This window comes from Sagittula sp. MA-2, from assembly GCF_030126985.1.
Taxonomy (GTDB): Bacteria; Pseudomonadota; Alphaproteobacteria; order Rhodobacterales; family Rhodobacteraceae; genus Sagittula.
Genome location: NZ_CP126145.1, coordinates 1769660 through 1781255, shown reverse-complemented (window position 1 = coordinate 1781255; position 11596 = coordinate 1769660). Strand labels below are relative to the sequence as shown.

General features: G+C 67.0%; 10 protein-coding genes. 3 read left to right on the top strand and 7 right to left on the bottom strand.

Translation table 11 applies throughout. The features are described from left to right. Positions 1-3: 3 nt before the first annotated feature. Entirely contained in the window at positions 4-1047 is a 1044-nt protein-coding gene (locus tag QNI11_RS08875) for a cysteine desulfurase family protein (protein ID WP_283983141.1), read from the bottom strand. Positions 1048-1119: 72 nt separating this feature from the next. Then, positions 1120-1584 (bottom strand): Rrf2 family transcriptional regulator, encoded by a 465-nt coding sequence (locus QNI11_RS08870; protein ID WP_100926878.1) that lies wholly within the window; start codon positions 1582-1584, stop codon positions 1120-1122. 216 nt (positions 1585-1800) lie between these two features. On the opposite strand from QNI11_RS08870, the gene QNI11_RS08865 reads away from it, so the two are divergent. The 3 genes from QNI11_RS08865 to QNI11_RS08855 all read left to right on the top strand — a co-directional run bounded on the left by QNI11_RS08865 (position 1801) and on the right by QNI11_RS08855 (position 3545). After that, on the top strand, positions 1801-2454 hold the full coding sequence (locus QNI11_RS08865; protein ID WP_100926879.1) for an alpha/beta hydrolase: 654 nt from the start codon (positions 1801-1803) through the stop codon (positions 2452-2454). A gap of 52 nt (positions 2455-2506) precedes the next feature. Next, positions 2507-2788 carry a hypothetical protein gene (locus tag QNI11_RS08860; protein WP_100926880.1) on the top strand — a complete coding sequence of 94 codons (282 nt, stop codon included), beginning with the start codon at positions 2507-2509 and terminating at the stop codon, positions 2786-2788. Between the two features lie 142 nt (positions 2789-2930). Beyond that, a complete protein-coding gene (locus QNI11_RS08855) occupies positions 2931-3545 on the top strand; it encodes an HD family hydrolase (protein ID WP_283983140.1) in 615 nt (204 codons plus the stop codon). 23 nt (positions 3546-3568) lie between these two features. Here the strand turns inward: QNI11_RS08855 and lpdA are convergent, their stop codons facing one another. From lpdA to QNI11_RS08830, 5 genes are all read right to left on the bottom strand, one after another. Further along, positions 3569-4948 (bottom strand): dihydrolipoyl dehydrogenase, encoded by a 1380-nt coding sequence (gene lpdA, locus QNI11_RS08850; RefSeq protein ID WP_283983139.1) that lies wholly within the window; start codon positions 4946-4948, stop codon positions 3569-3571. 106 nt (positions 4949-5054) lie between these two features. After that, positions 5055-5642 carry a DUF924 family protein gene (locus tag QNI11_RS08845; RefSeq protein ID WP_100926883.1) on the bottom strand — a complete coding sequence of 196 codons (588 nt, stop codon included), beginning with the start codon at positions 5640-5642 and terminating at the stop codon, positions 5055-5057. A 116-nt stretch (positions 5643-5758) separates the two neighbouring features. Next, positions 5759-7006, bottom strand: a complete 1248-nt coding sequence (locus QNI11_RS08840; protein ID WP_100926884.1) for an MFS transporter — start codon at positions 7004-7006, stop codon at positions 5759-5761. A 157-nt stretch (positions 7007-7163) separates the two neighbouring features. Further along, positions 7164-8228 (bottom strand): tRNA preQ1(34) S-adenosylmethionine ribosyltransferase-isomerase QueA, encoded by a 1065-nt coding sequence (queA, locus tag QNI11_RS08835; RefSeq protein WP_283983138.1) that lies wholly within the window; start codon positions 8226-8228, stop codon positions 7164-7166. 32 nt (positions 8229-8260) lie between these two features. After that, positions 8261-11488: an AsmA-like C-terminal region-containing protein gene (locus QNI11_RS08830; protein ID WP_283983137.1), complete on the bottom strand. Its 3228-nt coding sequence runs from the start codon at positions 11486-11488 to the stop codon at positions 8261-8263. Between the last annotated feature and the right edge of the window lie 108 nt (positions 11489-11596).

The window sequence follows — 11596 nt, the reverse complement described above, 5'->3', positions numbered from 1 at the left end:
TTCTCAGGCGGCCCGTTCGCGGAACCGCTGGTGTTTCTTCAGCCACGCCTCGGCGAAGCGCACCACATTCTCTTCGGTCGTCTCCGGCCCCAGGCTGACCCTGATGGCACTCGACGCGACCGTGTCGTCGTATCCCATGGCCCGCAGCACCCGGCTGGCGCGGACCTTTCCGCTTGAGCAGGCGCTGCCCGCACTGATCGCGAATCCAGACAGGTCCATCTGCATCACCTGCGTCTCGCCTTTCCAGCCCGGAGTGGCAAAACAGGAGGTGTTCGGCAGGCGGTCCGCGCCTTTCCCGACAAAAATAGTGTCTTCGGCGCCGGTCGCAATCAAATTCTCTAGAATCGTTCTAAGGTTTTCGACATTTGACCAGACGCCGTCGGACAGATCGCGCGTGGCGGCTTCGGCGGCGGCGCCGAACCCGGCGATGCCGATCACGTTCTCCGTGCCGGACCGGCGGCCCATCTCCTGCCCGCCGCCCTTGATTTGCGAGGCGATGTCCGTGCCGCGCTTCATCACCAGCGCGCCGATGCCCTTCGGTCCACCCAGCTTGTGGGCCGAGACCATGGCCATCCGGCATCCCAGCCAGTTGAACGCCACCGGCAGCTTTCCAAAGGCCTGCGTGGCATCGACCACCGCCAGACCATCGGGCAGCGTCTGGATCACGCCGGTTTCCGAATTCGCCAGTTGCAGGGCGGTCATCGCAGGATCGTCGACCGTCACGCGACCGTCGCGGTCGACGGGCAGCACCGGATCGATCCATGCCGCGACGGCGTCATGCTCCACGTCCGCGCCCACCAGCCCGCGACCGGCGCAGGCCAAGGCCGCCGCTTCGGTCGCTCCCGAGACAAAGACGACATCGGCGCCGTCCGCGCCGAAGGCCGTGGCCACCTGGGCGCGCGCCTTTTCGACGAGGGCCTTGGCCGCCCTGCCCTCGCCATGGACCGAGGACGGGTTGCCGCACAGGTCCATCGCCGCGATCATCGCCGCGCGCGCCTCCGGCCGCAGAGGCGCCGTGGCGTTGTGATCGAGGTAGACGCGGGTCACGGGCGCCGCAAAGTCTTCGACGAAGACTTTGCCCCCGGCAAACAGAGTTTTCCGCGAAAACTCTGCATCCCCTCACCCCTCATCTTCGACAACCGCGAACAGCGCCGGCACCGCCGGACAGGGCGCCAGGCCCCGCTCGACCACGTCCGACAGGCGGGTCTGGTGCAGGAAGACGTAGACATGCGCCGAAAGCGACTGCCACAGCATGTTCGACAGCGACTGCGCCTTCGACCCGGAAATACCGCCCGAGGCGCCCGCGCCCTTGTGCATCGCGTCCACGGTCTCATCGACCGCGGCGAGGATGTCGACCACGCGGATGTCGCTGGGGGATTTGGCAAGGCGGTATCCGCCGCCCGGGCCGCGGACCGACTCGACCAGCCCGGCGCGCCGGAGCTTGACGAAGAGCTGCTCCAGGTACGGCAGGGACAGGTCCTGTCGCTTCGACACATCGCCCAGCGTCACGAGGTCGTCACGGCCCTGCAGGGCAATGTCCACCAGCGCGACCATTGCGTAACGCCCTTTTGTGCTCAGCTTCATCCTTGCCCCTTTGCTACGCCTCCGGACAACAGACAGGACATGCCGCGCGTGCCGATTGACCTTGCGCGCGCGATTGCCTATCTGCTTCGGAGCCCTGACCGGCCCCGCACCGGTTTAGAACCTTTCTAAAGAGTCCGAGTGAAGTCGTCAAGAATTCTGGCGCATCACCCAAGATCGCGTCGTCGACGCCCACCAACAAGGAGCCTGCGCCCGTACATGCCCGAGGTCATCTTCCCAGGACCCGAAGGCCGCCTCGAAGGCCGCTACCATCCGCAAAAAGACCGCGATGCGCCGATCGCCATCGTTCTTCATCCCCACCCGCAGTTCGGCGGGACGATGAACAACAAGGTGGTCTACAACCTGCATTACGCCTTCTACAACATGGGCTTCACCGTCCTGCGGTTCAATTTCCGCGGCGTCGGACGCAGCCAGGGCGAATACGACCAGGGTGTGGGCGAGCTTTCGGACGCGGCCTCCGCGCTCGACTACCTGCAGTCGATGAACCAGAACTCCAAGCACTGCTGGGTCGCCGGGTTCTCGTTCGGGGCGTGGATCGGGATGCAGTTGCTGATGCGGCGGCCGGAGATCACCGGTTTCGTCTCCGCCTCTCCGCCCGCGAACATGTACGACTTCTCCTTCCTCGCGCCCTGCCCGTCCTCGGGCCTGATCATCAACGGCACGAACGACCGCGTGGCGCCGCCGGCGGACACCCGCTCGCTGGTGTCCAAGCTGCACGAGCAGAAGGGCATCACGATCACCCACGAGGAAATCGAAGGCTCCGGCCATTTCTTCGAGGAGCCGCACATGGAGACGATGATCGACAATGTCACCGGCTACGTGAAGCGGCGCCTGACCGAAAACACCCGCTGAACCGAAAGCCCGGGCCAACGCGCCCGGGCCTCCAAGCCCCAGGGAGCCAGTCATGGCCGTTGTCGACGACCTCGCAGACGCGCTCGCCCGCGACACGATCAAGGCGATGGACGCGCTCGGGGACGAGACCCTGCCGGATCAGGTCGCCGCTGTGCTGGGCGCATCCTCGCCCTCGTCCGAGGAGATCTTCCGCGCCGCCGTCCGCATTCGCCTCGCCGAACGCCGCGCCCGCGCCTTCCTGACGGACCACCTGCAACGCGCGCTGGAAGCCAAGAAGCGTGGCGAGGCGATCCCCACCGCGCTTGCCCCCGGCACCGACAACGAGAACATCTGAGGCGGGTTTGCGTTCGGCCTGGTACCGACGATTCCCCGCTGCCGTGACCCGTTGCAGGCGCGCCCTGCGCCGGAACCAGCGCTACCGTCTTTGCCCGCGTCTTGATCTTGCGTCTCCTGCCGCCACGGTGCACCTCTCTGCCATGACGACAGATCCCGCCCCGCCCCGCCTCGACGCCCAGATGGACTTCCTGATGGAAGCCGACCGGCTCAAGTCCGTCTCCCGCGCCACGCGGCTGGCCGACGGGTCGCGGTTCGAGAATTCCGCCGAACACAGCTGGCACATCGCGCTTTTCGCGCTGACGCTTTCCGAACACGCGCCCGCACAGATCGACCGGGGCAAGGTCATCGCGATGCTGCTGCTGCACGACCTGGTGGAGATCGACGCCGGTGACGCGCCGGTCTTCGGCACCCATGACACCACGGCCATCGAGGCCGCGGAGGCGCGCGCCGCCGACCGGATCTTCGGCCTCCTGCCCGAGGACCAGCGCCGGCAGTTCCGCGCGATCTGGGAAGAGTTCGAGGCCAACGAGACGCCGGAAGCACGATTTGCCAAGTCGCTCGACCGGTTCGCCCCACCCAACCTGAACATCGCCAACGGCGGCGGGTCGTGGGTCGATTACGATGTCGACTGGGGGACGTTCGAAACCAACGTAGGCCGCAAGATCGACGCCGGCGCGCCGGTGCTGTGGGACTGGATCCGCCCCCGCGCCCGCAAGGTGCTCGACCTGCTGGCGCGGAAACGGCGGGAGGGCTGACCGGCCCCCCTCACCCAAATCCGTCAGAAATGAATGGCGCGCCCCCAGGCGTCCAGAACGGATTCGTGCATCATCTCGCTCAGCGTCGGGTGCGGGAAGACGGTCTGCATCAGGTCCTCCTCCGTTGTTTCGAGCTGACGGCCCACAACGTAGCCCTGGATCAGCTCCGTGACCTCTGCGCCGACCATGTGCGCGCCCAGCAATGCCCCGGTCCCGGCGTCGAACACCGTTTTGACCATGCCCTCCGTCTCGCCGAGCGCGATGGCCTTGCCATTGCCGATGAAGGGGAAGCGGCCGACCTTCACGTCGAAGCCCTGCTCCTTCGCCTTCGCCTCCGTCAGTCCGACCGAGGCGATCTGCGGGTGGCAATAGGTGCAGCCCGCGATGCTGCCCGGATCGACCGCGTGTGGGTGACCGCCGGCGATCAGCTCCGCCACCATGACGCCCTCGTGCGAGGCCTTGTGGGCCAGCCACGGCGCCCCGGCCACGTCTCCGATGGCATAGACGCCGTCGATTCCGGTGCGGCAGAAGGGGTCGGTCACGACGTGTGACCGCTCCACCCGCACGCCAAGGCCCTCCAGCCCCAGGTCTTCGACATTTCCGACAATGCCGACAGCCGAAATCACTGTATCGACAGAGATCTTGGACGTTTCCCCACCCTTTTCCACATGCGCCACGACGCCGTTCGGGCCGCGATCCAGCGACTTGACCGAGGCGCCTTCGAGAATCGTCATGCCCTGCTTCTGGAACTGCTTCTTCGCGAAAGCGGCGATCTCCGCATCCTCGACCGGAAGGATGCGGTCCATCACCTCGACCACCGTGACCTCCGCGCCGAGGGTGTTGAAGAAACTCGCGAACTCGATCCCGATGGCGCCGGAGCCGATCACCAGCAGTTTCTTCGGCATCCGCTTCGGTTGCAGCGCGTGCTTGTAGGTCCAGACCCGGTCGCCATCGGCCTCCAGCCCCGGAAGCTCCCGCGCCCGCGCGCCGGTGGCCACGACGATGTTCCTCGCCTCGAGCACGGTGTCGCCGACCCGGACCTTGCCGGGCGCCTCGATCTGCGCGGCGCCCATGACCACGTCGACCTTGTTCTTCTTCAGGAGATGTCCGACCCCGGAGTTCAGCTGCTTGGCGACGCTCCGCGAGCGTTTGACGACGGCGTCGAGGTCGAAACCGATGCCCTCTGCCTTCAGGCCGAACTCCGCCGCGCGGTGCATGAGGTGGAAGACCTCGGCGGACCGCAGCAGCGCCTTTGTGGGAATGCAGCCCCAGTTGAGGCAGATGCCGCCCAGGTGCTCCCGCTCGACGATTGCCGTGCGCAGGCCAAGCTGGGCCCCCCTGATCGCGGCCACGTACCCGCCGGGTCCGGCCCCGATCACCACCATGTCGTAAGTTGCGCTCATCCGGCCCTCCCTGCCCGGGCCCCTGAAAGGGCCTGGTACAAGCTAGGCGCGCGGGCCGCCGGGGATCAAGACCGCTTGTGTCCCCGACGCGTGCAAGTGGCCGAAATCATGCAGCTTCTGCTTCGGCCTGCATGTCGCGCAGGATCGCGCCGTAACCGCCGTCGGAGATGAAGGCCTTCTCGGCCTCTGTGGTCTTCCGCGACAGAGCGTCGTTGCGGTAGGGGAAGCGGCCGAACTGGCGGATGACCTCGCGGTGCACCTTGGCGTGCATCAGGTTGCTGTCGCCGGAGGCCGGCATCCGTTCCTTCATCAGTCGGACGCAACGGTCCTGATCGCAAAGGTTCTCCGAATGCATCAGCGGCAGGTAGAAGAACTGCCGGGACGGCTCGTCAATGCGCATGTCCCAGCCGCGGTGGATCGCCTGCTTGGCGGCGGCCAGCGCGATGCGGTCGGAAGCAAAGGCCGTGCCCTGCCCGCGGAACATGTTCCGCGGAAACTGGTCCGCCAGCACGATGTAGGCCAGCGTTCCGGAGGGATACGTCAGCCACAGGCCGTAACGTCCCTGCATCTGCCCCTCCCAGGCGGTCAGGAAGCGGTCGCGGATCTCCTGATCCAGCGCCTCGTCCTGCTTGTACCAACCGTCCGGTCCTACCTCGTCGAGCCAGAACGCAAGAATGTCTTCAGGCCGTGCCATGTGTTCCTCCTCATGGTCGCCGTCGAATACGTTAAAAAATTGTTACACATACCCGTGTCCACACGCCCAATCACATTTGTTGTCACTTTCTGACAAGTGCATCAGGCGCACGAATGTCATTCCTCGTCCTCTTCGGAGCGTTCGATGAAATATTCCTGCGCGACTTCCATTGCCACGGGCGAAGCGGACGGCAGGACCGGGGCATAGGCGCCGGTCGTTTCCACCGCAGGTGCGGGACGCTGTGTCATCCGGTAGGCGGCATAAGCGGTCAGGGCGACCAGCAGCGCCGCGATCAGCACGAAGAACCCCGGCGGGCCCATGACCTGCATGACCCAGCCGATGACCAGCGGACCGGCAATTGCGCCCACGCCGTTGATGAACAGCAGACCGGCGGAGGCCGCGGCCATGTCCTCTGACTCGAGGAAGTCGTTGGTGTAGGCAATCAGAAGCGAATACAAGGGGTTGGAGCAGCCGCCGATGACGGCGGCGCAACCCACGATCACCCAGTAGCTTTCCGCCATGACGGCGACGATGGCCCCTGCCGCGCCCAGTGCCGCGACGATCATGATCAGGCCGCGCCGGTCGACCCGGTCGGAGATCCAGCCCAGCGGGTATTGCATGAAGAGCGCACCGACGTAGAAGGCCGCGACGAAGATGGAGATCTGGCCCAGCCGCATCCCGGCTTCGGTCGCATAGACAGCCGCCATGCCGAACTGCGCTGCAAACACGCTGCCCAGCAGGAAGATGCCGACCATCCCCAGCGGGGACACGCCGTAAAGTTCCCTCAGCGTCATCCGCTTCGTCGACTCAAAGGCCGGCGTGGGCGAAATCGACAGGAGGATCGGCGCGAAGGAGATCGAAACCAGCACGGACGGGATGACGAACAGCAGGAACCCGGACATGTCCGGCACGATCAGCAGGGCCTGTGCCGCGATGATGCCGAGCGTCTGCACGATCATGTAGGCCGACAGCGTCTGGCCGCGCGTCTCGTTCGTGGCGGTGTTGTTCAGCCAGCTTTCCGCCGTCACGTAGACCCCGCAGAAGCAGAAGCCCAGCACCAGCCGCCCCAGCACCCATGCGGCGGGGTGCTGCACGGCGGGGAACAGGATCAGCGCCGCCGAGATGAAGGAGCCGAGCGCGGCAAAGACCCGGACGTGGCCGACCCGGCGGATCATCTCCGGCACCATGCGCGACGCGAAGAGGAACCCGGCGAAGTAGGCCGACATCACGACTGCCATCGCGGTGGTCGAAAAGCCCGCCGCGCTGCCGCGCACACCCAGGAGGGAGCCCTGCAAGCCGTTCCCGACCATGAGCAGCAGCATTCCCAGCAGCAGCGGCCAGGATGTTCTCATCACGTAAAGCATTCTTCTTTCCTCGCTGCACCCTACCCTGACAGACTGCCGGGACGGGTGCCTTGTCTTGCTGCGACGCCATGCACGATTCGAAGTCGCTGTGCGACCCTTGATGGTCAGATCGTCGTAAACGTGGGGTTATTCGCCGATGCGGCCCGGCCCACGTGCGTCAGGGTGCCCCGGTGCGGGACGGGATCAGCAGGGACGCGTCGCCGTAGGAGAAGAACCGGTATTCCTCTGCCACCGCATGGGCATAGACCTCGCGGATGCAGTCCTGCCCCATGAGCGCCGAGACCAGCATCAGCAGCGTCGACTTCGGCAGGTGGAAGTTCGTCATCAGCGCGTCGGTCACGTGGAAGGTGAAGCCGGGATAGATGAAGATGTCGGTCACACCCCGGAAGGGCGCGATTTGTCCGCCCCGGGCGGCCGTTTCGATCAGGCGCAGTGCGGTGGTGCCGACCGGGATCACCCGCCCGCCCGCTGCGCGCGTTTCCGCGATCTCGGCTGCGGCCTCGGGCGTGACCTCGCCCCATTCGCCGTGCATCCGATGGGTGGTCACGTCCTCGACCTTGACTGGCAGGAAGGTGCCGGCGCCGACGTGCAGCGTCACGTGGGTGAAACTTACGCCCATGTCAGCGATGCGTTGCAGCAGCGGTTCGTCGAAATGCAGGCTGGCTGTGGGGGCCGCGACGGCGCCGCGGTTGCGCGCCCAGACGGTCTGATAATCCTCCTTGTCCTGCGCATCGGCAGGACGCCGGGCGGCGATGTAGGGCGGCAACGGCATGGCGCCTGCCGCGTTCAGCGCGGCGTCGAAATCCTCTGCCGACAGGTTGAACCGCAGGACAGCCTGCCCGTCCGCACGCGACATCAGCACGGCCTCCAGATCGTCCGAGAAACGGATGACTTCGCCGTCGCGCACCTTCTTCAGGGGTTTCAGCAGCGCCGACCAGCAGCCATCGGCGCGCGGCTCAAGCAGCGTCACCTCGATCTGCGCCTCGGTCTCGCCCGCCTCGCCGATCCGGCGACGGACACCCGACAACCGCGCCGGGATCACCCGTGTGTCGTTCAGCACCAGCCGGTCGCCCGGGCGCAACCAGTCCGGGAGGTCGGCAACCGTGGCGTCGGAGATCGCCCCGCCGTCGCAGACCAGCAACCGCGCGGATGTGCGTGGCCGTGCGGGCCGCGTGGCGATCAGCCGCTCGGGCAGGTCGAAATCGAAATCCGACAGCTTCATGTCTCAACCTCTTGGAATGTCTCGCGTGCCGCCTACTGCGACAGCTTCGGCGGCGGTCGGCGGAAAATGTCACGGAACATGCCCGGGGTGAAGACCGAGAGCGGATTGACCGCCACCCTCGGTGCGCCTGTCGTGCCCCGCAGGTTGAAGTTGAAGCCGATCAGCCCCTCTCCCTTGCGCGCGATCAGGCGGCCGATGGCGTTGACGGCGTAGATTGGCGAGAGCACGCCCTGGAAATCCATCTGTCCGCTGGCGAGGTCGTAATAGCCGTCCATCGAGATGCCCATGGACGGCCCCACAGCGCTCGATTCCGATAAGATCACGCGGGAGGGCGTCAGCCGGAACCGCGCCTCGACGTCCGAAAAGAAGATCCCCGGCCCGTTCATCTGGTCGATGATGCCGACAATGCTGATTGCATCCAGAAGCGAGGCAATGGCCGGAGCCTTCTGCATCCGCGTCCCCTGTATGCGCATCAGCCCGTCGAAGCTGCCGGGCTGGCCGCTGACGGGGGCGAGGTCGAGGTTGAAGGTGCCGTCCTTCACCGTCTTCAGCAGCCCCGCCGCCTTCAGGATGTCGCCTGCGTCCTCGCCGCTGATCCGGAAAGCGCTGCCGCCTGCCTGCGGGATCACCTGCCCCGCCACCGGCGTGGCGCCGCCGAGTTGGCCGTCAAAGCGCCCTTCGAGCCCGCGCGCCAGATCGAAGTTGCCGCGGAAGGCGCGCAGTTCGATGCTGTCGGTCACGCGCAGGCTGTCGAGCGTCAGGACCAGCGGACCGCCGCCCCCTCCGCCGCCGCTTGTGCCGGAGGCGCCGAACGGCGCGCTGCGCAGGTCAACGCGGCCGGACGATATCTCGACCGCCGGGGCGCTGTTGCCGCCGCGCGCACGCAGGCGGCCCGACACGTCCAGCCAGTCGGCGACCGTCACCCGCGACAGGTCGAGCCTTTCGAAGGCACCGGACGTCGACAAAACCAGTTGCCCGGCCGCATCCATGCCGCCGCCCTTCAAAGTCAGCTCGGCGTTCTGCAGCCCGGGCGACAGGTTGCCCGCGATGGTAAAGCGTCCCGTGGTGCCCGGCGCCAGCGACCAGCCGATCTGCGGGACGGCCAGCCCCAGCCCCGCCAGGTCGCTTTCGAGTTCGAAGCGCGGCGGCGCGTTCGGCGGCAGATCGACCCGCAGCGCGCCCGTGCCCTGACCGCGCAACATGCCGTTCGGCAGCGAGACACCGAAATCCGCCAATGTCTTCGGACTGAGCGTGATATCGGCCACGACCTCGGACCCACCGCCGCCGAAGGGCTGGGTCCAGCGCCCGTCGACCGGAACCCCGGACACGTTGGCCTGTCCCGCGATGGTGACGCCGCCATTGTCGAGCTTCACCGACAGCCCGTCGCCGCGGATCGTCTTGCCCGGGATCGCCTTGGCGCTTTCGACGTCGCGGAGCGTCCCGGCGAAGGCCAGATCGATATCGTCGAAGGTCAGCCCGTCCGCCAGCGGCAGGACCAGCCGACCGCTGGCCGCGATCCGGCCGTCAGCAAGGGTCGCGTCCCGCCCGACCTTGCGCAGCACCCGCCACTGGTCGTTGTCGATATAGGCCAGCACCGCGCCCACCGGCCCGTCGATCTTCAGGTCGACCTCACCCATCGAGGGCTTCTCCTTCAGGTCGGGGATGGTGAAGACCGAGCCGCCCACGTCGACGGTGCCCCGGTCCGTCACGATATGACCTTCGTCGACCCTCAGGCCCAGCCGCCGCTGGTGAATGGTCAGCCGCCCGCGCCCGTCCTCGATCGGCGGCAGGCTCGGCGCGACGCCGACCAGCGCGTCCTCGAACGACAGGTCGAAGAAGGTGGTCGGATGCTCTGCCCCGGCCTCCGCACGCAGGGCAAAGCTCGCATCGAAAAGCCTGCCTTCACGGACGTTGCGTCCGACCCAGTCCCGGGTCTGCGGCACGAGCTGGCCGGGCCAGAAGGCCATGACCTGCTCCGGCACCGTTTCGGCCACACGCGCATCGAGCGACATGCTCCACCCGGCGCGCGTCGCCTCCAGCCACCCGCGCGCGCTGATCGGCAAGGTCGGATCGGTGATCCGGAGGGAGCCCAGGTCGACACGGAACGGGTTGAGTTGCAGGCGGAAGGCGGTCTGCGCGCCCTCGACCACGACGGGCCGGTCCATCACAGCGCTTTGCGCGACCTCGACGCCGTCGAGCCTGAACTGCGCCGTCAGCCCGGGCGGCAGGCCACCCTCCGGCGCCTCGTCCAGCATCGTGGTGCCCGAGGCGCGGACCCGGCCCATGGCAGACTCCACCCGGATCTCCTCGAAGCGCATCAGGCGTTCGTCGGGCACGTAGGTGAAGGCGGTGCGGGCGCCGTCAAAGGGGATCGGCCGCGCCTCCCTGTTGGGTTGCAGGACGCCCTTGCCGATTTCCAGCGTGGCGCGCATTTCGCCAAGCGCGCCATCCGGTGCGAGGGTGGATTGCAGCGAGCCGGAGATCGGCGCCTCCAGTGCGTCCATCCATGCCAACGCCGGGCTTTGCGTGGCGATGTCGCCGGAGTCGAAATCCTGCAGCGTCATCCCGAAATCGAGCGATGTGTCGCCGATCCGGCTTTCGGCGCCGAGGGCGACGGTGGCGACGCCCGCCCCCCCGGACAGCAGCGCCACGTCGCCAGTCAGCTTCAGCGTGCCGTCTTCGCGCGTCAGCCGCAGCCGTCCGCCGTCCGCCGTCCAGCCGCGCCGGGCGCGCAGGTCCTCGTAGCGCAGGGTCAGGCTGTCCGCCTCGAAGAGGTCGAGCTTCGCAAGCCGCGGGTCTAGGGCGATGGCGTCGATCCGGGCGATGATCTGCGCGAGGTCTGGCACCTGCGTGCCCTCGGCAAAGGCATCGCCCAAAGCCAACCCCAGCTTCCCGTTGCGGTCGCGCTGCAACGTGACGAAGGCACCGGAGACCTGCGCCTCCCGCAGTTCCCATTCGCGCCTGAGGAACGACACCGGCGCCACGCCCGCCTCGATATCCGACAACTGCGCCACGAGGACGCCCTGTTCGTTGGTGACCGTGACGTCCCACAACACGATCCGCGCCAGCCCCGTCTCGGTGATCAAGAGGCTCATTCGACCGAAGTCGATGGAGATGCCCTGCAGGTTCTCGGCGATCCGCGTCTCGATCCTCTCGCGCAGCCATGCGGGCGCGTCGACCGGACGGCCCAGCATCGCCCAGATCCCGCCGCCCAGACCCACCACCAGCGCCAGCATCACACCGGCGCACCACAGCAGCACCTTCCGCCGCCGCCCCCGGGGGGCATCCGATTTTTCTGTTGCCTGCTGCATGCTCACTGGAAGACCGGCCTCGGTGCCATATGCTTGGGGTGTGTGGCCCTACGTGCC